Annotated in this window: 18 protein-coding genes; 4 read left to right on the plus strand and 14 right to left on the minus strand. The window is 64.7% G+C overall.

Annotated elements, in window-relative coordinates:
- Nucleotides 1-5: 5 nt before the first annotated feature.
- Entirely contained in the window at nt 6-1,220 is a 1,215-nt protein-coding gene (gene purT, locus COCCU_RS12315; RefSeq protein ID WP_156231896.1) for a formate-dependent phosphoribosylglycinamide formyltransferase, read from the minus strand.
- 195 nt (nt 1,221-1,415) lie between these two features.
- Here purT and COCCU_RS12320 point away from each other — a divergent pair, with 195 nt between their 5' ends.
- The 3 genes from COCCU_RS12320 (at nt 1,416) to COCCU_RS12330 (ending at nt 5,981) form a co-directional block, all read left to right on the plus strand.
- Entirely contained in the window at nt 1,416-2,642 is a 1,227-nt protein-coding gene (locus COCCU_RS12320) for an amidohydrolase (RefSeq protein ID WP_156231897.1), read from the plus strand.
- Nucleotides 2,643-4,175: an MFS transporter gene (locus COCCU_RS12325; RefSeq protein WP_156231899.1), complete on the plus strand. Its 1,533-nt coding sequence runs from the start codon at nt 2,643-2,645 to the stop codon at nt 4,173-4,175.
- A gap of 279 nt (nt 4,176-4,454) precedes the next feature.
- Entirely contained in the window at nt 4,455-5,981 is a 1,527-nt protein-coding gene (locus COCCU_RS12330) for an MFS transporter (protein ID WP_156231901.1), read from the plus strand.
- A gap of 183 nt (nt 5,982-6,164) precedes the next feature.
- Here the strand turns inward: COCCU_RS12330 and COCCU_RS12335 are convergent, their stop codons facing one another.
- A complete protein-coding gene (locus COCCU_RS12335) occupies nt 6,165-7,460 on the minus strand; it encodes an adenylosuccinate synthase (protein WP_156231902.1) in 1,296 nt (431 codons plus the stop codon).
- A gap of 156 nt (nt 7,461-7,616) precedes the next feature.
- Here COCCU_RS12335 and COCCU_RS12340 point away from each other — a divergent pair, with 156 nt between their 5' ends.
- Entirely contained in the window at nt 7,617-8,615 is a 999-nt protein-coding gene (locus COCCU_RS12340; protein ID WP_231598770.1) for a hypothetical protein, read from the plus strand.
- On the opposite strand, the gene COCCU_RS12345 is transcribed toward COCCU_RS12340, so the two are convergent.
- The 12 genes from COCCU_RS12345 to COCCU_RS12400 all read right to left on the minus strand — a co-directional run bounded on the left by COCCU_RS12345 (nt 8,612) and on the right by COCCU_RS12400 (nt 20,680).
- Nucleotides 8,612-9,262 (minus strand): septum formation family protein, encoded by a 651-nt coding sequence (locus COCCU_RS12345; RefSeq protein ID WP_156231904.1) that lies wholly within the window; start codon nt 9,260-9,262, stop codon nt 8,612-8,614. The two genes, COCCU_RS12340 and COCCU_RS12345, sit on opposite strands and share 4 nt — an antisense overlap.
- Nucleotides 9,263-9,472: 210 nt before the next feature.
- Nucleotides 9,473-10,663 (minus strand): FUSC family protein, encoded by a 1,191-nt coding sequence (locus COCCU_RS12350; RefSeq protein ID WP_197088360.1) that lies wholly within the window; start codon nt 10,661-10,663, stop codon nt 9,473-9,475.
- Between the two features lie 44 nt (nt 10,664-10,707).
- Nucleotides 10,708-11,742 carry a class II fructose-bisphosphate aldolase gene (gene fbaA, locus COCCU_RS12355; RefSeq protein ID WP_156231906.1) on the minus strand — a complete coding sequence of 345 codons (1,035 nt, stop codon included), beginning with the start codon at nt 11,740-11,742 and terminating at the stop codon, nt 10,708-10,710.
- Nucleotides 11,743-11,885: 143 nt separating this feature from the next.
- A complete protein-coding gene (locus COCCU_RS12360) occupies nt 11,886-13,115 on the minus strand; it encodes a glycoside hydrolase family 76 protein (RefSeq protein WP_156231907.1) in 1,230 nt (409 codons plus the stop codon).
- Nucleotides 13,116-13,172: 57 nt separating this feature from the next.
- Entirely contained in the window at nt 13,173-13,835 is a 663-nt protein-coding gene (locus tag COCCU_RS12365) for a TrmH family RNA methyltransferase (protein ID WP_407924174.1), read from the minus strand.
- A gap of 43 nt (nt 13,836-13,878) precedes the next feature.
- Nucleotides 13,879-14,433 carry an orotate phosphoribosyltransferase gene (pyrE, locus tag COCCU_RS12370; RefSeq protein WP_156231909.1) on the minus strand — a complete coding sequence of 185 codons (555 nt, stop codon included), beginning with the start codon at nt 14,431-14,433 and terminating at the stop codon, nt 13,879-13,881.
- Nucleotides 14,434-14,535: 102 nt separating this feature from the next.
- Nucleotides 14,536-15,963, minus strand: a complete 1,428-nt coding sequence (locus COCCU_RS12375; protein WP_197088361.1) for a type III secretion system chaperone family protein — start codon at nt 15,961-15,963, stop codon at nt 14,536-14,538.
- Between the two features lie 84 nt (nt 15,964-16,047).
- A complete protein-coding gene (locus tag COCCU_RS12380; protein WP_156231910.1) occupies nt 16,048-16,914 on the minus strand; it encodes a sulfurtransferase in 867 nt (288 codons plus the stop codon).
- 83 nt (nt 16,915-16,997) lie between these two features.
- Nucleotides 16,998-17,621: a response regulator transcription factor gene (locus tag COCCU_RS12385; RefSeq protein ID WP_156231912.1), complete on the minus strand. Its 624-nt coding sequence runs from the start codon at nt 17,619-17,621 to the stop codon at nt 16,998-17,000.
- Nucleotides 17,618-18,838 (minus strand): sensor histidine kinase, encoded by a 1,221-nt coding sequence (locus COCCU_RS12390; protein ID WP_156231914.1) that lies wholly within the window; start codon nt 18,836-18,838, stop codon nt 17,618-17,620. The genes COCCU_RS12385 and COCCU_RS12390 overlap by 4 nt, the downstream gene beginning before the upstream one ends.
- A 28-nt stretch (nt 18,839-18,866) precedes the next feature.
- Nucleotides 18,867-19,691, minus strand: coding sequence for an ABC transporter permease (locus COCCU_RS12395; protein WP_156231916.1), 825 nt, complete (start codon nt 19,689-19,691; stop codon nt 18,867-18,869).
- 47 nt (nt 19,692-19,738) lie between these two features.
- Nucleotides 19,739-20,680 carry an ABC transporter ATP-binding protein gene (locus tag COCCU_RS12400; protein WP_156231917.1) on the minus strand — a complete coding sequence of 314 codons (942 nt, stop codon included), beginning with the start codon at nt 20,678-20,680 and terminating at the stop codon, nt 19,739-19,741.
- Nucleotides 20,681-20,693 lie beyond the last annotated feature (13 nt).

Consider the following 20,693-nt stretch of genomic DNA (forward strand, 5'->3'; position numbering starts at 1 on the left):
ACCAGTTAGTTCAGGGTTTCCAACCGCAGGGCCCGGGCCGCTTCCGCAGCGTTTGCCCGGGCCTGCTCCACATCATCGGCCGTCGCCAGGGCAACCCCCATGCGACGCCCCGGATAGGCCACCGGCTTACCGAAGAGCCGCACATCCGCCTCCGGTACCTGCAGGGCCTCCGCCAGTCCGTGATAGTTCACCGGACCCTCCTCATCAACCGCCCGGAGCACCGAGCAGGCCCCCGGGGAAATCAGGGTCGCATCGATCGGCAACCCCAGAATCGCCCGGACGTGCAGGTCAAACTCCGAGAACCGCTGGGTGACCAGGGTGACCAGGGCGGTGTCATGGGGGCGTGGGCTGACCGCCGAGAAGTAGACGTCCTCACCGGCGACGAAAAGCTCGATGTCAAAGACCCCACGTCCCCCGAGCGCATTGCTGATCCGGGCCGCCACGGAACGTGCATTATCCAGCGCCGCCGGGGGAATGTTGATCGGCTGCCAGGATTCAGACAGGTCACCGGCATCCTGCACGTGCCCGATGGGCTCACAGAACCAGGTGGCCGCCTTCCCGGTCGCCGGGTCGATGGAACGCACCGTCGGCAGGGTGATCTCATGGTCGAAGTCGATGAGCCGCTCCACGATCACCCGGTCCGCCTGGATCCGGGCACCTGCAAAGGCATATTCCCAGGCGGCCGGCAGCTCCGAGAGCTCCCGGACCACGGACTGTCCCCGCCCGGAGGAACCGAAGACGGGTTTGATCACGCAGGGCAGACCGATTTTATCGATGGCCCCGCCCAGTTCCTCCAGGCTGCTGGCCACGGCGTAGGCGGAGGTCGGCAGGCCGAGTTCCTCGGCCGCCAGGCGGCGGATCTTCTCGCGGTCCCGCGCCAGCTCAGTGGCATGGGCGGAAGGTACCACCGCGGCGATTCCGGTCTCCTCGATATCGAGGAGCACCTGGATCGCCACCGACTCCAGCTCCGGGACGATCAGCTGGGGCTGCACCCGCCGGACCAGCTCCAGGATGGCGGCGGGATCACTGAGATCCACCACATGCGCCTCGTGGACAACCTGGTGGGCGGGGGCGTCGTGGTAGCTGTCCACGGCGTGAACCTCCACCCCCAGCCGCTGGAAGGCGATCGCGATCTCCTTGCCCAGTTCACCGGCACCCAGCAGCATCACCCTGGTTGCGGACGCCGAGAGCGGGGTGCCGATGTGGTCAGGGGTATACACGGTTATTCAGGTCTCCTAGACACGGGAATTCGGGTTCGGCTGATTATCGCACAACCCCCGGTTCAAACCCGCCCCGGCAAGGATTCCCGGGGATCTGAGGAACTGTGATCTACCGGATATAACAAGTCCTGCGGAAGGTGCTCATTAAGTCTAAAATTGGAAAGGACCGATAAAATTCTGAGCCTTGGAGGCCCAATGTCAGTTCAGAAGATTCTGTCCGATCTCGATTCCACCAGAGATGCCCGGGAGTCACTGTATAAGTTCTTCCACCAGCACCCCGAGCTCTCCCTTCAGGAGCACCAGACCTCCGCCAAGATTCAGGAAGAACTGGAGGCCTCCGGTATCGAGGTGATCCGGATCGGGGAAACCGGTCTGGTCGGTGTCATCAGCAACGGTGAGGGCCCGGTCATCGCGATGCGCGGTGACATTGACGGCCTGCCCATGGCGGAACAGTCCGACAAGGACTACGCCGCTGCAGGTGTCACCCAGGTGGACCAGAACACCGGGAAGGAAACCCCGGTCGCCCACACCTGTGGCCATGACTTCCACATCTCCTGCCTGCTGGGCGCCGTCCAGGCGCTCAACAGCCACAAGGACACCTGGTCCGGCACCTTCCTCGCCGTGTTCCAGCCCGCCGAGGAAAATGCCGCCGGCGCCAAGGAGATGGTGGCCAACGGGATCGTCGATAAGCTGCCCAAGCCCGATGTCTACCTGGGCCAGCACGTCCTGGGTTCCCTGCCCGGTGGTGCCGTGGGCACCCGCGCCGGCGCGATGCTCTCTGCCGCCGCCTCCATCGAGATCACCATCCACGGCAAGGGTTCACATGGTTCCATGCCTAACCTGGGGGTGGACCCGATCGTGCTGGGATCGGCGATCGTGACCCGCCTGCAGACCATCGTCGCCCGTGAGATCGCCGCCACGGAAACCGCCGTGGTCACCGTGGGCAGCTTCCACGCCGGCACCAAGTCCAACATCATCCCGGACTCCGCCGTGCTGCAGCTGAACACCCGCGCCTATGACACGGATGTGGCGGCCCACCTGCATGAGGCCATCGAACGCATCGTCCGCAAGGAATGCGAGGCGGCCCGCTCCCCCAGGGAACCGGAGTTCCGCTACTACGATCAGTACCCCCTGACAGAGAATGATGCCGAGCCCACCGCCAAGGTGCGCACCGCCTTCGATGAGTACTTCGGTGAGAACTCCGTCGACCTGGCCCCCATCCCGGCCTCGGAGGACTTCTCCGTGATCCCGGACGCCTTCGGCTCGCCCTACACCTACTGGGGACTGGGCGGCTTCGCCGACCACACCACCGCCCCCGGCAACCACTCCCCCTTCTTTGCCCCCGACCTCCAGCCCACCCTGGACCGCGGCACCGAGGCCATCATCGTCGCAGTCTCGCCCTGGCTGCTCAAGGAGTCCTAAATGACTACCGCAACCCCCACCAACCCCACCACCTTCAAAGGCAATGACTCCGCCCTGCTGGGCATCGTCCTGGCGGTCGTGACCTTCTGGCTCTTCGCACAGACCACCATGAACATCGGCCCGATGATGGCCGAGGACGTCGGAATGCCGATGTCCGTCATGAATATCGCGATTTCACTCTCCGCGCTCTTCTCCGGCATGTTCATCGTCGTGCTCGGTGGACTGGGCGATAAGTTCGGCCGCGTCAAGATCGTGCTGCTGGGCAATATCTTCAATATCATCGGTTCCCTGTTCATCGCCTTCGCCTTCGGTGATGCAGCCACCCCGATGATCATCCTCGGCCGCATCCTCCAGGGTCTGGCCGCCGGTTCCATCATGCCTTCCACGATGGCTCTGCTGAAGGTCTACTGGGATGGGCCGGCACGTCAGCGTGCGGTCTCCATGTGGTCCATCGGTTCCTGGGGTGGCTCCGGTCTGACCGCCATCTTCGGTGGTTTCATGGCGTCCACGGTGCTGGGTTGGCGCTCCATCTTCATCATCTGCGCCGTGGTCTCCGTCATCTCCATCCTGCTGATGCGTCAGATCCCGGAGTCCGCCCCCGCGGCTGGCCGGGAAGGCAAGACCGACTGGATCGGCATCATCGCCATGGCGGTCGGCCTGGCTGCCCTGCTGATCGTGGTCACCCAGGGTTCCAGCATCGGCTGGACCAGCATGATCACCTGGGGCCTGTTCGCGATCTTCCTCGCGGCCTTCGGTGTCTTCATCAACAATGAGCTCAAGGTCGACAACCCCTTCGTGGACTTCAAGCTCTTCCGGAACACCGTCTTCACCGGTGCCACGATCTCGAACTTCCTGATCAACGGCACCGCCGGTGCGCTGACCGTCTCGCTCTGGGTGCTCCAGGGTGCCGCCGACATGTCCGCGGCCACCGCCGGCTATCTGACCGCGGGTTATGCGATCTTCATCATCGCCTTCATCCGCGTCGGTGAGAAGCTGCTGCAGAAGTTCGGCCCCCGGAAGCCGATGATCTGGGGCACCATAATCGTGCTGGTGTCCATCGCCCTGCTGATGGCCACCAACACCCTGGTGGAGCAGTACGTCATCCTGGCGGTCATCGCCTACTCCCTCTTCGGTCTGGGCCTGGCCTTCTACGCCACCCCCTCCACCGATGCGGCCCTGACCAACCTGCCCGATGATCAGGCCGGTGCCGGTTCCGGTATCTACAAGATGGCCTCCTCCCTGGGTGCCGCCTTCGGTGTCGCCGCCTCCGCGGCGATCTTCACCGCCCTCTCCGAAACCGGCCTCGACATCGTCGGTGCCGCCGTGGAGTTCTCTGGCCGACAGGACAACCTGGCGGTCCGTGAGGCCGGCATGGTCGGTCTGGCCTTCAACGGTCTGATGGCGATCGCCGCCCTGATCTCCATCACCGTCTTCATCCCCAAGGGGAAGAAGGCGGAGGGTGAGGACAAGCCCCTCGCCGCCGCTCCCCAGCCCGGTGCGGCTGCCGCTGGCACCCGACCCGAGAAGGTCTAGGCCCGCGCTCAGCTCCACTCAGCCAGCGCGGCTCAAGGCTCATCGGACGGGGTACCTGCTTTAAGCTGGTGCCCCGTTCCGGTCTCAGCCGCTCAGGGTTTCTCCCCTTTAGTTCACCTATTTACCCGCCTGCCCACCCGCCTGCCTCGCCATCTATTTCCCGCTGCGGTGCGAGCCTCCCTCATCTTCTGCCAGGTATTTCCCCCTTTGCCACCCCGCTCGCTGCCTTCCTGACCAGACCCGGACCAGGAGCGCCACCCCCCTCTGGAAGGGCATCCGATGGCCTCAACAACTGAAGCAAAGCTACCCGAATCACCGACCCCCTACCGAGGTAATGACCGTGCCCTCCTGGGCCTGGTGCTTTCGGTGATCACCTTCTTCCTCTTCGCCCAGACCGCCCTGAACATCGGCCCGATCATGGGTGCGGATGCCGGTGTCCCGGCCCCGACCATGAACACCGCCATCTCCCTGGCGGCCCTGTTCACCGGCATGTTCATCGTCCTGGGTGGCAACCTCGGTGACCGTTTCGGCAGGGTGCGGATACTGAACCTCGGGCTCATCATCAGCATCATCGCCTGTCTCCTGATCATCACCGCCTTCGGTCCGCTCGCCAGCCCCATGATGTTGCTCGGCCGGGCACTGCAGGGTGTCTCCAGCGCTTTCATCATGCCGACCAGCCTGGCCCTGCTCAAGACCTACTGGGAGGGCCCTGCCCGGCAGCGGGCGATCTCGATGTGGTCCATGGGCACCTTCGGTGGTTCCGGTCTCTCCGCCATCTTCGGTGGCTACCTGTCCACCACCCCCCTGGGTTGGCGCAGCATCTTCATCATGTCCATCCTCATCGCCCTGATCGCCGGACTGCTGGTCCGCAGCATCCCGGAATCCCGGCCGGTGGCCGCCAGCCAGCGCAAGATGGACTACCTCGGTTTGTTCTCGCTGATGGGAACTCTGCTCGCAGCCCAGGTCCTGGCGGCCCAGGGATTCGTGCGGGGATGGACCGATCCCCTGATTCTCGCTCTCATCGCGTTGACGGTGATCGGGCTCTTCATCTTCATCCGCACGGAGCGGAACCGCGAGAACGCCTTCGTTGACTTCAGTCTCTTCAAGAACCGTTCCTTCACCGGCGCGGTCATCGCCAATACCCTCCTCAATGCCAGCATCGGCGTGATGACGGTGGCGTTGTGGACCCTGCAGTTCGCGGGTGGCATGAGTCCTGCTACCGCCGGTTATGTCACCGTCGGCTATGCCGCCTGTGTCATTCTCTTCATCCGCGTCGGGGAGAAGATGCTGCAGAAGGTGGGCCCCCGCAAGCCGATGGCCCTGGGTGCCGGAATCATCTTCATCGCCATCCTCATGCTGTTGCCCACCTCCCTCATGCAGCTCAGCTATGTGGTGCTAGCCACCGTCAGTTTCGCCTTCTACGGCCTGGGGCTGGCCTTCTTCGCCACCCCGGCCACCGACACCGCGCTTTCCTCCCTCCCCGAAGAGAAGGCCGGTTCCGGTGCCGGTGTGTTCAAGATGGCGTCTTCCCTCGGCGCCGCCTTCGGTGTGGCCCTGTCCTCCGCCATCTTCACCGTGGTCAGCAACTCGCCGCTGCCCATGCTCGGGGAGTACGTGATCTTTTCCGGCCAGCAGGAGAATGTGCTGATCCGCACCGCCGGCATGGTCAGCGTGGCTTTCAATGCGGTGCTGGCGCTGGGCGCGCTGGTAGCCATTCTGGTGATCATTCCGCGCCAGGACCGCGATGCCGAGCAGTTGAAGAAGCAGCCCCACCCCGAGCACCCCGAGCAGCATCCCGGTCACTGAGGCGCTTATCGACGCCCCCCCTCACCGCGCACCTCAGGCGCTGGGGCGGCAGCTGCCCTGGGAACAGAAAAAACCGGGCCCTTTCCCCCTGGAGGGCCGGGCACCTGGAGCGGTGCGGCTGCCTGGGGGAAGGACCCGGCTTTTCTTTCGCTAGATCTCAGCGAAAGAACTCAGTGCCGGAGCTCAGAGCTGATTGTCCAGGACATCGTGGATCACGATGGTCTGATCGCGGCCCGGGCCGACACCGATGTAGGAGAAGCGGGCACCGGAGAGTTCCTCCAGGCGGCGAACGTAGTTCTGTGCCTTTTCGGGAAGTTCCTCGAAGGTGGTGCAGCCGGTGATGTCCTCATCCCAGGCGGGCATGGTCTCGAAGATCGGCTTGGCGTGGTGGAACTCGGACTGGGTCATCGGCATCTCATCGTGACGGACCCCGTCAACCTCGTAGGCCACACAGATCGGGATTTCCCCGATACCGGTGAGCACATCCAGCTTGGTGAGGAAGTAGTCGGTGAAACCGTTGACGCGGGAGGCGTAGCGGGCGATCACGGAGTCGTACCAGCCACAGCGACGCTTACGACCGGTGTTCACACCGATCTCACCGCCGACGGTCTGCAGGTACTCGCCCCACTTGTCGAAGAGCTCAGTGGGGAAAGGGCCGGCGCCGACGCGGGTGGTGTAGGCCTTGATGATGCCCAGGGAGGAGGTGATCTTGGTCGGTCCGACACCGGAACCCACGCAGGCGCCGCCGGCGGTCGGGTTGGAGGAGGTGACGAAGGGGTAGGTGCCGTGATCGACATCCAGCATGGTGGCCTGGCCACCCTCCATGAGGACATGCTTTCCCTCATCAAGTGCGGTGTTGAGGACGTACTCGGAATCGATCATCATCGGGCGGAGACGCTCGGCGTAACCCAGGAAGTACTGGACGATCTCCTCGGCGACAATCGCCTTGCGGTTGTACATCTTGACCAGGATCTGGTTCTTCACATCAAGTGCGGACTCGATCTTCTGGCGCAGGATGGACTCATCGAAGATGTCCTGGACCCGGATGCCCACCCGGCCGACCTTGTCCTGGTAGGTGGGGCCGATGCCACGGCCGGTGGTGCCGATGGCACGCTTGCCCAGGAACCGCTCCTGCACCCGGTCCATGATCTGGTGGTAGGGGGCCACGAGGTGGGCGTTGGCGGAGATGCGCAGCCGGGAGGCGTCCGCACCCCGGGCCTCCAGGCCCTCAATCTCCTCGAAGAGGGCCTCGAGGTTGATGACCACACCATTGCCCAGGATCGGGATGGCGTTCTCGGAGAGGATACCGGCGGGAAGCAGCTTCAGTTCGTACTTCTCGCCGCCGACGACCACGGTGTGCCCGGCGTTGTTACCGCCATTGGGCTTGACCACGTAGTCGACGCGACCACCGAGAATATCGGTGGCCTTTCCCTTACCTTCGTCGCCCCATTGTGCGCCGACAATCACGATTGCAGCCATTGGTTTACGTCACATCCGATCGCTTGGGTTCGTCATGTTTCCTGGCCTTGGAGAGAACCGTTTCCGGCGTCCGGGGCACTACATGACAAGGACGTTAACCAATTCTAACAGCCACCCCATCAGAGAAGTACAAGCAGGGACGTAGAATCTACTCCCATGGCTCTGATGGTTCTGCACTGCGGTCAAGACAAGGCCGGGCGAAATGACACCGGCACAACGATCACCGAGGACTCGGTCACGGAGATTCTCCACCGTCGTAATATCCGGGAGAAGCGGGTTTCCCACCACTACCTGGATGCGGTCCCCTCCCGTCGGGAGCTGCGTTTCCTCGATGAGATGGCCGCGGAGATCCTGCCCGAAGATCCCACCCCTTCCCTGGATGAGATCTCCGCCCAGCCCGATGTGGAACACCTGGGCACCCCGAAGCATGCCCCCCAGCAGCCGGCAGAAAGACTGCGGGTGATCGTGATCGGTTCCGATGCCTCCCTCGGGGCGGTGCTGACCCGGATGATGCGCGCTGATTATCTCTGGGCCGAGGTGGGTTATGTACCCGGTGAGGAGTCCAGCGCGGCGGCGGTGAACTGGGCGATCCCCACCGACCCGGAGGCCGCCCTGGAGATCGCGGTGGCGGCATCCGTCCACCCCGCCCCCCTGATCCGCACCGACACGGGTCTGGCGGTCGCGGGTTCCGCCACCATCAGCAACTGGGATAACCATGAATTCACCGGGGAGATCATCGTCGATGACACCATCCTGGTCCGCCATGAGGGAGCGGATCAGGTCCGTTTCCACGGGGTCTTCGGCACCCGCCTGGTCCCCATGACCGATGCCCCCGGGATCGCCGCGGTCCGCGCCACCTCCCCGGTGGCAGCCCTGGCGGACACCACACCCGGTGGTCTCGGGGGTTGGCTCGCCACCCGCCTCGACCCGGCGCGACTGCAGAAGCTCAGCGAGTCAGGCCTGCTCGCGAACTCCCTGCGGCAGGCTCCGCCGCGTACCGGACTGGTCGCCCCGGAGTCCCTGCGTTCCGGTCGTGCGGTGCAGGCCGGTGGACCCGCGCTCGCGGTCACCGTGGATGGGGTGCGTGCCAGGCGGGCGGTGGAACGGTCCACCTTCTACCGCCATCTGCGCGACCTGCAGATCGTGCGGCTCTAGATGCCGGCCCCCTCAGCGGGGGCTTCCTCAACTGGGGTCTCTTCCGCCGGGGCTTCCTCAGCGGGGGCTTCACCCTCGCCCCCTCCCGCGCCGGCACCAGCGCTCCCACTCACCGGTTCCGGGGAGACGATCATGCAGCTGGTGGCACGGTCGCCGTAGCGCCAGGACTGATCGGTGGGGTGGAAATAGGTGATCTCCAGCTCGGACTGAAGATAGGGCACCCCGGTGAAGGACTCGAAATTGTCCAGGCAGATCTGTTCGCTCTGCGTCGTCAGTGCCTCAACCCCGGGGAATTCCCCATCCGGGAGATCCTCCGCGTAGTACACCTCGGCGTTGTGGGGCTGGGCGCAGTCAATGACTCCGACCTGGGTGACTGAATCCACCATTTCGGCACCACCGAAGATGGTTTCAATGTCTTCGATGCAGTCCCCCACCGACAGGTCGAAGACATCCTGCTCTTCAGCGGTCGTTGTTTCGGTGCTGGGCTCCTCGGTGGTGCTTTCCACGGGGGTGGAGCTTTCGCTGCTGTCGGAGGTGGGGGTGGTGGTCTCTGATTCACTGTCTGAGCTCATCAGGGTGGCACAGGATGCCAGCAGTGCGGCGGCGGGGAGACTGAGAGCGAGTGTCAGCAGACGGCGTGCGTTCATGATCTGATCCTTGGTTCGGGGACGGTCTCGGGGCTTTCGCGGAGACTTCCTCAGTGAAGAAAAGTCGCCTGGGCCACACCAGCCTAGTGTTTTCCGACACTAAACGTCATCCATTTTCAGCTGCCCACGCTTTCCCGCACCGGGGCACCCCACTGCAGGAAAGCAACCACCTCATCCTCCCACCACGATGATTTCAACCAGGGAGGGGTGTTATTCCACTTCGCCGTCCCCAAGCGGGTCCTCCTCCCACACCTCCGGTGGGAAGGCCGGGGTGTCGGAGGTCGGGGCCAGCACCGCCACCGCGGATTCCCGTGACATACCGCAAACCTGCAACAGATCAACGATGATGGAGCGGGACTGGGCCAGCACCACCTGCGCAGAGAGCACCTTCCCCTCCGCCACGGAGATCTCGGCCCGGGCGCCGAGCCCCCGGAGCCGCTGGACCAGTTCGGGGATCTCGATGGCTTCGGTGACCATGGTGTTGCGCTCATAGACCCCAGCGAGTGCGTGCGCGATATCAGCGAGCTCCTCGATGATCAGGAGCTGTTCCTCGGCCACGCTGTCATTGTCCTCGGTGAGCACCAGGGCCCGGCGTGCCAGCACGCGGACATTGCGGATGGTGTTGTCCACCGGGGTGAGGATCCGCTCCAGGGAGCGGACGCGGCGCTTTTCGCTCCACAGCAGTGGGGAGACGGTGCTGGATTCCCGGCCGGTCTTGGTGGCCGCCAGCATGATGTTGATGTCCTGCTGGGTGCCGCGGACCGCGGAAAGCACCTCATTGAGGGCCTTGGTGTCGCGCTCCCGGATGGCGATCGCGACGTCCTCAAGCACACTGGCGACGATGCCGAGCACCTTGGAGACCTCATGGCGGCCGGCCTTGAGCGGGGAGGTGGGGATGATCGCGATGATGATGATGGCGGTGACACCACCGATCAGGGCGTCGAACATGCGGTCAAAGCCATCAGAGGAACCCGGGGGCATGATCGTGGCGATCAGGATGGAGCCGATGGCGACCTGGTTGCTCACCAGGGGGGCCTTCGACAGGAAGGAGGCCACCAGCAGGGAGACCCCGACCACCACGGCGATCTGCCAACCGCCGGAGCCGATGAAGGAGATCAGCAGATCTCCCAGGCCGACCCCCACCGCGCAGCCGAGGGAGAGTTCCACGGCCCTTTTGAGGCGTTCGCCGCCGGTCAGGCCGAGGATGATCACCGCCGCGATGGGGGCGAAAAAGGGTTGTTCGTGGCCGAAGATATTCTGGGCCACCCAGTAGGCGCTGCCGGCTGCGAGAGCTCCCTGCAGCACCGAGAGGCGTCTTTTGAATACACGACGCGCTCTGGCCTGCAGGGAGTCATCAATATCCCGCAGTCGCTCCAGCGTGCCGATTCTACGTTTGGGCATGGCCCTCACTTTAGTCGGCGCGGCCGACCCCGGGACCGGGGATGTTACTTGGTGACGGACTTGCCCACGGAGTGCAGGTCCTGGCAGGACTCGATGATGCGCTCGGACATGGACTGCTCGGCCTTCTTCAGGTAGGAGCGGGGGTCGTAGAACTTCTTGTTGCCGACCTCCCCGTCGATTTTGAGCACACCGTTGTAGTTCTCGAACATGTGGGAGACGATCGGGCGGGTGAAGGCGTACTGGGTGTCGGTGTCGACGTTCATCTTGATGACGCCATAACGCAGCGCCTCCTCGATCTTCTCCTTCTCGGAGCCGGAGCCACCGTGGAAGACGAAGTCGAAGGGCAGGGAGTCCTCGCCCAGGCCCAGCTTCTTGCGGGCGACCTGCTGGCCCTCGAGCAGGATCTCGGGGCGCAGCTTGACGTTGCCCGGCTTGTAGACGCCGTGGACGTTGCCGAAGGTGGCGGCCAGCAGGTAACGGCCGTTCTCACCGGTGCCGATGGCGTCGATGGTCTTCTCGAAGTCCTCAGGGGTGGTGTAGAGGTTGGCGCCGGCCGTGGCCTCGACACCGTCCTCCTCGCCGCCGACGACACCGATCTCAACCTCGAGGACGATGTTGGCCTTGCGGGACTTCTCCAGCAGTTCCTGGGCGATCTGCAGGTTCTCGTCGATGTGGATGGCGGAGCCGTCCCACATGTGGGACTGGAAGAGCGGCAGCTCGCCGCGGTCCACGCGCTCCTGGGAGATGGCGATCAGGGGGCGGACGAAGTCATCGAGGACTTCCTTCTGGCAGTGGTCGGTGTGCAGCGCGACGTTGATGCCGTAGTGCTTGGCGGCCTCATGGGCGAAGGCGGCCAGTGCCTGTGCACCGGCGACCATGTTCTTGACACCCAGGCCGGAACCGAACTGGGCGCCACCGGTGGAGAACTGGATGATGCCGTCGGACTCTGCCTCAGCGAAACCCTTCAGTGCGGCGTTGATCGTCTCAGAGGAGGTGCAGTTGATCGCCGGGTAGGCGTAGCCGCCTGCCTTGGCACGATCGAGCATCTCGGTGTATACCTCAGGGGTTGCGATAGGCATTGTGGTGGTTCCTCCATCAGAAGTGTGTGTTTCGGGCCTCATGATCGGGGCCCGGTCACAAGTCCGGACCCCACATCCCGACACCAGTATGCCTGGGTCGGGAAGGAATGTCTCGGGTTGTGGGGGATCACCACCCCACTGTGCTATCCGCCACGCTTGGTCTCCCCCGATAGGGTGTCCCGCGTTTTCTGCTCATCGGCTGAGACCCGGGCCGCAGCCTCAATGAGCATCCAGCCGGAGAGCTGCACCGACAGGTCCCGTTCGGTGATGCGCACGACCCCCACCCGCTCCGGGAGGGAGCTGGCGGTCAGGCCGAAATTATGTGGCAATCGGGCACTCTGGGTCCAGTCGGTGGCGAATACGGGCAGGCCATCCACCTCCAAACGGTGGTTCCACACGCTCTCTGCGCTACCCAGCACCAGGCGGGCGGCGCGACGTCGGGTGGTCTTGTTGGCGGGGCTGTCAGCCGGCAGGCGGACCGCCACATCCGCCAGATAGCGCACCAGGATGCCCTTGAACAGGCCGCCGTCGCCGTCCCCGGTGTCCCAGTCGATCACCCCGTCGGGGTTCGCCAGGTGTCGAGCGATGGCATCCACCAGGGAACGGATGTGGGTGATGTAGGGCATCGCCTCATCGGCCCGTTCGGCATCCGCCAGGTCCTTGATTTCCTCGGTGTGGCTGAAGCCGGCCCGCTCCCGCAGTTTCAGGGCGATCTCCAGACAGGCCCCCAGGGTCACACCCTGGCAGTAGGGGTGGATGTCCTTGACCACCTCCGGGCCGTGCATCCGCATCCGCAGCCCGTCGGCGATCAACCCGTGCTCGTTGAGGAGGGTGTCGAAGATCCAGTCGACGATGTGGGTGGCCTGGTCCAGGCGTCCGGTGCGCGCCATCATGATCGCGGCCGGACCATTGGTGGGGGTGTTGTAGAAGGTTTCCCCGGTGCGCCAGGGCAGCACCCCGGTCAGCCCGTCAATGCCGGCGATGATGTCGAATTCCAGGGCTGCCAGGGTCTTCGTGGCATTGACCTTCTTGAGTTTGTCGGCTCGCGCCAGGGCCAACGCCAACCAGGCCTTGTCATCGTAGTAGCGGTTCTTGGTGAGTTTGCCCAGGTTGCGGATCCGGATGGACTTCATGGTCCGGTTGATCCGCTGCTGGCGGGACTGGGTGGCACGGCGGGAGGCCGCATCCACCAGGCAGTCCAGGTAGTGGGCCTGCCACCAGTAATGCCAGTGGGCGAAGAGAGATTCCTTGGTGGTCGGTGGCCAGCTGACCACCGCCAGGTTGGTGCGCGGCAGACCCCACAGCCTGGTGGCGTGCCTTTCATTGATGGCCGCTTCCGCGAGGTCGGCGCGATGCGCCCATTTCTCATGCACTACAGCTCTCACTCCTGGCGAGGATCCCGGATAACGATCGTTACCCAAGCGTAACAATTATTTCCAGGCCACGTCGAGATCCCCGTGCTGCCGGATCCAGCTGTGCATCGCAATACCCGCCGCCACTCCGGCGTTGATGGAACGGGTGGAACCGAATTGAGCGATGGAGCAGGTCATCAGGGCTCCCGCCTGAGCGGCGGCACTGACACCGGGGCCTTCCTGGCCGAAGAGCAGCAGACATTCCCGCGGCAGTTCCGCGGTCTCCAGGGGCACGGAACCCGGGGTGTTGTCGATCGCCACCACCGTCAGGTCATTGCGGATCGCCCAGGTCAGCAGGGACTCCACATCAGGATGATGCATCAGGTGCTGGTAACGGTCGGTCACCATCGCCCCACGACGGTTCCAGCGCCGCCGCCCCACGATGTGGACGGTGTCCACGGCGAAGGCGTTGGCGGTGCGCACCACGGTGCCGATATTGGCGTCATTCTCGAAGTTCTCGATCGCGATGTGCAGGGGATGCCGGCGGGTGTCGATATCGGCGACGATCGCCTCCCTGGCCCAGTAGCGGTAAGCGTCGACCACATTGCGTCGATCACCCTCCGCCAGCAGCTCGGGATCAAAATTCGGCTCCGTAGGCAGGGGCTGCCCGGGATGTTCCACCACCCAGGGCCCGACACCATGACGACCCTCGCCCCACTCAGTGGGTCCGGGCCCCGCCACCTCTTCGCCCTGTGTCCCGGTCTCCGGCACCTCGGGCTGTTGATCAGGCAAGGTTGAGATCCTCCAGACCCAGCAGGTAGCGGTACTCCAGGCCGGCGTCAGCGATGACCTGGTCTGCACCGGTGGCACGGTCGACGACGGTGGCCACACCGATGACCTCGGCGCCGGCCTCCCGCAGTGCCTCCACCGCAGTCAGCGGGGAGTTGCCGGTGGTGGTGGTGTCCTCCACGACGAGCACCTTCTTGCCGACGATGTCCGGGCCCTCAATGCGGCGCTGCATGCCGTGCTTCTTGGTTTCCTTGCGCACCACGAAGGAATCGATGGCACGGCCCTCGGCGTGCATCACGGCGGTGGCCACCGGATCCGCACCCAGGGTCAGGCCACCCACGGAGACATAGTCCCAGTCGGCGGTGGCCTGGCGCAGCAGCTGGCCGATCAGCCGGGAGGCACGGTTGTGCAGGGTGGCGCGGCGCAGGTCGACATAGTAATCGGCTTCCTTGCCGGAAGACAGGGTCACCTTGCCGTGAACCACGGCGAGTTCCTTGACCAGCTCAGCAAGTTCGGCGAGCTGTCGGGCATCCAGGTCGGGTCGGGTCATGGTGGCCTCCTCAGGCATTAAGGGGACCCCGGGCAGGTCCCCAAAAAGGGTTTCTCATAAGGATAAGGTGCCGGGTGCCGGTGGCACCCAACCCCTTCAAACTTAGTTCTTCCCCTCACCGGGCTCATCGCCGCCCAGTGGATCAGTGCTCAGTGGGTCGGTGCCCAGCTCCTTGGTCAGGTCATCGAAGATGCTCGACCCCCGGGAAAGATCTCGCAGCACGCGCAACCCATTGAGCTTCTCCGGGTCCAGCTCCGGGGTCTCCTCCGCGATCGGTGCCACCTCATCCACGCCCACCGGGCGGGGTTCGACTACTCCCCGGCTTTCCGACCGGGTGCGGCTGGGCAGCTCCAGGGGTTCCTCGGGACGGATCACCAGCGGGGTGTCCGGCTCCGGGTCAGGTACCGCGACCAACTGGGCCGGGGGGTGCTGCTTGGGCGGCATCCGCCGGGTGGGATCCAGGTCCTCATGGTTGATGGCCTGCGGGGTGTTCAGCGGCGGTGGGAGAGTTCGGGCGGCATCCGCCAGGGAGGCCAGGGGGGCGCACATCTCATCCCAGTCGCCCTGGTGGGAACCCTTGAGAGTCTGGGCCAACACCCAGTCCCCCTCCGCCCACACCGCGGCCACGATCTCCGGCAGGGCGTCCAGCGCGGCGGTGACCCTTTCATCGATGAAACGTTCCGCGGGCCCGGTTTCGGTGGCGTAGAGCCGGAACCCGTTAATCTCACTGACCGGCACCAGATCCGGGGATTCCGCGCTCCGGTCCGCCGGGATCGCCTCAATGCGCCGCAGATCGATCACCACATCGGAGGGCGCGCCCCGACGCACCGCCATCACGGTCACCCCGCCGAGGTCAACCAGGTGCATCTCCTTGCCGTAGACCACACCGGAGACCACATCCCGGACCACTGCCCCGCTGGCGGCAGCCCCACGGTTCCATTCATCATCCAGGTAGGCGTCAGTGCGTTTGAACTCCCACTCATTGGCTTCCGCCCAGGCGCGGCGTTCCCGGCGTTGGGAACCCGGCAGGCTCAGCCCGGTGCGGCGGGGGGCGCGGCGGGTCTCAGGTTTATCCTGGTCCTGTTTGTCGATGTCCACCGCTGCCTCAGCTTCCGGTTCGGATTCAGGTTCGCTCTCTGTTTCGCCGCTCTCGGCGAAGAGTTCCGGCTCCGGTTCCACGGCGGGCTCCGCCGCAGGTTCGGGCGTCGGCTCCGGCTCTGGTTCGGGCTCCGGCTCGGCGACAGACGCTGCCGTTGTGACCGGTTCAGGGAGCGGGGTGGTGTCCTCGGTGTCCTCGACCTCCACGTCCAGTGGCTCGGTCGAGGTTCCGGGTTCAGTTGCCTCCCCCGGTTCCGGCTCCGGGGTGTCCGGCTGTGCCGATGCCGGGGTCGCCGGCGGCTGCTCCGGGGTCCCGGCGGCCAGGGGTTCCCGATGGGGTGTGGATCCGCGACGTCGGGAAGCATCGACGAACCACAGTGTGACACCGGCGATACCGGCCACACCTGCGAGGGCGAGCGCGAAGAGTTCCATTAATCCTTAACATTAGTGCCCCGCGCCGCACTTAGGGAGATCCCTCTGTCAGACACCCCGCCCCAGTGGGGAAACCCCGGTGGTTTAGAGGGGCTGGTTCACCGGGTATGCGATGGGGTTGGCCGGGTTGGCCGACCACTGTGACCAGCCGCCGACGTAGTGGGCGGCGCCGCTCATTCCGGCGAGGTGCATGGCGACCAGCGCCTGGGAGGAATGGTTGCCGGAACCGGAGTAGACGATCATCTCCTCCTCCCCGCTGAGGCCTTCCCTGGCGAAACGTTCCCGGATCTGCTCGGGGGTTTTATAGGTGTGATCCTCGTTGACCAGGTCACGGGAGGGGATGTTGATGGCCCCGGGGATGTGGCCGGCCTTGAGGTCGAAGATTTCCTTGCGGCCGTGGTAGCGGTTGGGTTCGCGGGCGTCGACAAGCACCCCGCGGAAATCACGGACATCATCCATGGTTGCCAGGGGCAGGTTGCCGGGCTGCGGGGTGATGTTGGCGCTGGACTGGATATTGCCCGGCCCGGCGAGCACCGGGTAACCGGCCTTGTCCCAGGCGGCCAGGCCGCCGTCGAGAATGCGGACATCCTGGACACCGGCCCAGCGCAGCATCCACCAGGCGCGGGCCGCAAAAAGCCCCTTGCCGTGGTCATAAACCAGGACGCTGCGGTTCTCCCGCAGCCCCCAGGCCTGGAACCAACGGGAGAGGGAGTCGAGGGAGGGCATCGGGTTGCGTCCCGAACCGGAACCGGGGACAGCAGCCAGGGCGGAGGAGGGATCGCAGAAGAGGGAGGTGGGGATGTGCTCGGAGTTAAAGGCTGCCAGGCCGGCACTGTTGTAGCCGGAGAGTCCCGGCTTCTGGTGGGGAACCCAGTAACTGGCCAGGACGATCTGATTGTCAGCATGGTAGATGGATTCACGCAGCTGCGCCGGAGTCGTCAGAATGCTCATGCCCCGCAGTCTATTGACCCTATCGGGATCGTGCAGATCCCAGCGAGGATCCCGCAGGTGAGGGGTGAGGTCTGCGGGGTGATTCAGAGCCAGCCCAGCTCCCGGGCCCGGGTGTAGGCCTCGAAACGGTTCTGGGCACCGAGCTTGCTCATCGCCTGGGAGAGATAGTTACGGGTGGTGCCCGGCGCCAGGTGCGTCTGGGCAGCGATCTCCTCCACACTGCCGCCCCGGCCCGCCAACAGCAGCAGTTCCTCCTCCCGCGGGGTCAGCGGGGACTCCCCCGAGCTGATCGTCAGCGCCGCCAGCTCCGGATCGATGTAGCGACGCCCCGCATACACACTGCGGATGGCGGTGGCGAACTCCGCGGCGGTGGCGGTCTTGGGCAGAAAACCCTGCACCCCGGCGGACAGGGCACGTTTGAGCTGGCGGGGCCGGGCATGGCTGGTGACGATCAGGACGGGCAGATCTGAGGTGGATTCCCGGAGCTTGATGGCGGTGTCGATGCCGTCAATCCCCCCGAGCTGCAGGTCCAGCACGCAGACATCGGGTAGCTGCCCACCGGTGGTTTCCGTCCGTTGCCACCAGGCCAGCATCTCCTCCCCCGAACCGCAGACCGTGAGCACCTCCAGGTCATCCTCCAGACTGAGGAGGGTGGCCAGGGAACTGGCCACCAGAGCTTCATCATCGGTGATGCTGAGGTGTATCAAGGGTTACCTCCGAAGATCAGGCTGGCGGTGAACTGCTCGCCATCTCTTTCCACGAGCAGCTGAGCCCCATTGTGCTCCGCCCGGTGCCGCAGCGCCTTGAGACCCGACAATGCCCGGATCTCCCGGCCGGCCCCGTCATTGCTCATGCTCACCACCTCCGGGCCCAGCCGCAGCCGGACCTGATCGGCATCGGAATGGCGCAGCACATTGGTCGTCGCCTCCCGCACGAACCAGGCCGCCAGCTCACGGTCCCGCGGCACCACATCCAGGGCATCACCCCTGATCTCAAGCGCAATGCCGGAATCCGCCAACAGACTTTTCGCACCCCCGACCTCCGTGGCGAGGTTGATCCCCCGGTAACCGGCCGCCACCTCCCGCATCTCCGACATGGAGGTCCGGGCCAGCCGCTGCAGCTCCACCAGCTCCCCTTCCAGACGATCATCACCCCGGCGGGCCAGCGCCAACGCCAACTCCGCCTTCAGGGACATCCCCGCCAGGTGCTGGCCCAGGGTGTCATGGAGTTCCTGCGCGAAACGCAGCCGCTCCTCGGTGACCTTCAACGCCGCCTCCGTCTGACGGGCCGCCTCCACCTCCCGGAAGAGCTCAATGGTCCAGAGGGTGATCCGCACCGTGGCCACCAGGGCCGCCGCACCCACCACCCAGAACAGCATGGCAACACCCTCGGAGGTGATCCGGTAACTCAGGGCCATCGTGACCAGGCCGATCCCCGAGAGCCACACCCAACGCCAACGCAACCACGGCAGATAGGTCAACGAAAGGTTGAAGAGCAGCCACACTGCCCCCAGCACCCCGAGCACCCGGTAACCATCCGGCAGGTCTGCCACCACCAGCACCAGGCTGAACCCCCAGGCCACCAGGTTGAAGATGAAACCAGCCAGGAAAAAGGGGCGGACCTCCCGGCGTGGCCGGGAATTCAAATCGGGATGCAGCTCCAGAACAGCCACCATCAACCCCAGGGAAACCAGGCCCAGCAGGCCCGCCACCACCAACCCCGGCACCGGCAGCTCCCGGCTCGCCGGGAAACTCAGCAGGGGCAGCAGGGTGAAGAGCAACATACCCACCCCGATCAACTGCAGGGAGATGCGGGTGTAGGCGATATAGCGGGCCCCACCACTCATCGCCCGCCAGGTCCGCCGGGGCGCAGTCAACCTGGGGAAACGCTCGACGGCGGAGTCTGCCGGGGAATAGTCACTCATGATGTCCTGATTCTAAAGGTGACCGGCCTTAACGATGAGAGTCCCAGCGCATCAGACGCTTCACCCCGAACAACGCCAGCCCAATCCAGACCAGCAGCACCAGCAGAGACATCCACGTCTCAGCGAAACTTCCCCCGAAGTTCTGGGGACTCACCCCCTCCATCAGCTGGGTGAAGGTGGCACCCGCCCAACCGACACCCACCAGATCACTGATCGCGGCAAAAGGAGTGAAAGCGATGACCTCCGCCAGAAGCCCATCACCAAACAAGGGACGCAGGGTTCCCAGACCCAACAACGCCAGAGTCATCACCGGCAGGGAAGTGATCTGAGCGGCCTCCGCATTCCGGGTGAAGACACTGCTCAACAGGGCCAGCGCACTACTGAGCACCAGGCCCAGCAGCAGGCCCGCGGCAATCAGCAACACATTGACCGGAGCCGGTGCCCCCAGCAACATCATCAGCGGGATGATCACCAGGGTGAACACCACCGAAAGCACCGCGCCGGGCGCACAGATGGCAGCCAGAATCTCCCAGTCCCGGGCCTCCCCGGTACGCAGCCGCTTGAGCACCCTCTCATCACGACGGGTCGTGGCCATCGCCAGAACCGTATAGAACTGCACAAACATCAGCACATAGAAAACAAACATGTCGAAGGAATTCGCCGCCTGCATGGCGGTGCCCTCCCCCATCAGGAAAAGAACCAGGGGGATACCCACGGGAAAGACCGTCGCCATGAAAAGCAGCGTCTTATTGCGGCGGAACTGCAACCCCTCAGCACGGGCCAGGGAACGCAGACGCTGCCCTGAACTCGACAGCTCCCGGGGTTGGGTGGTGGTTTCAAAGGTGGTGCTCATCAGGGGGAAATCTCCTCTTCAAGGGGGGTGTGGGTTCGGGGAACTTCTCAGACGCCGGCGATCTGCAGGAACACGCTCTCCAGGCTGGCCGGGCGGGCGGCGAAACCATTCAGTTCCAGGCGGTGTTCCGCGGCCCATTCCAACAACAGATGGGTGTCGCGCTGCAGCTGATCGGTGGTGATGGTGACCTGGCGCTGATCCCGGGTCAGATCCGCGCCGGGTAGCTGCGGCAGGGGCGGATGGTTGGCCTCGAGTTCGAAGTGGATCTCGGATCCGGCCCGGGAGACCAGCTCCCGCAGGGTGCCCTCCACCGCGATTTCACCGCGGTGCATGATGGCGATCCGGTCGGCCAGTATCTCGGCTTCCTCCAGGTAGTGGGTGGTCAGCATCATCGTCACCCCACGTTCCTTCAACCCGCGGAGCAGTTCCCACACATTGCGACGGGACTCCGGGTCCAGGCCGGTGGTGGGTTCATCGAGGAAGAGTATGGAGGGGTCCCCCAGCAGGGCGCAGGCCAGGTCGAGGCGGCGTTGTTCACCACCGGACAGCGCCCCGACCTTGATGTCCCGGCGGTGGCCCAGGTCGACATCCTCAAGCACCTCATCGATGGGCCGTGGGGTGGAGCAGGTGCCCTGCCACATGCGCATGGTTTCAGCGACTGTCAGCTGGGAGGGCAGGCCCCCGGACTGGAGCATGATGCCCAGTTCGGGGCGCAGCAGCGCGCGATCCTTCACCGGGTCTAGGCCGAGGATCTCCACCTGGCCGACGCTGGGTTCTGCCAGTCCCTCGATCACTTCGAGGGTGGAGGTCTTGCCGGCACCATTGGTGCCGAGCAGTCCGTAGACCTCGCCACGGCGGACCTGGAAGGTGGAGTCCTTGACGGCGGTGTAGCGTTGCTTTCCCTTGCCGTAGGTACGGCCCATGCCTGCCACACGGATGATGGTGTCGGTGGTGGTCTCAGGGTTTGTGGCTGGGAGTGTCCTTGTCATGGTCTCAACTCTG

Origin of the sequence: Corynebacterium occultum, from assembly GCF_009734425.1 — a bacterium.
Taxonomy (GTDB): domain Bacteria; phylum Actinomycetota; class Actinomycetes; order Mycobacteriales; family Mycobacteriaceae; genus Corynebacterium; species Corynebacterium occultum.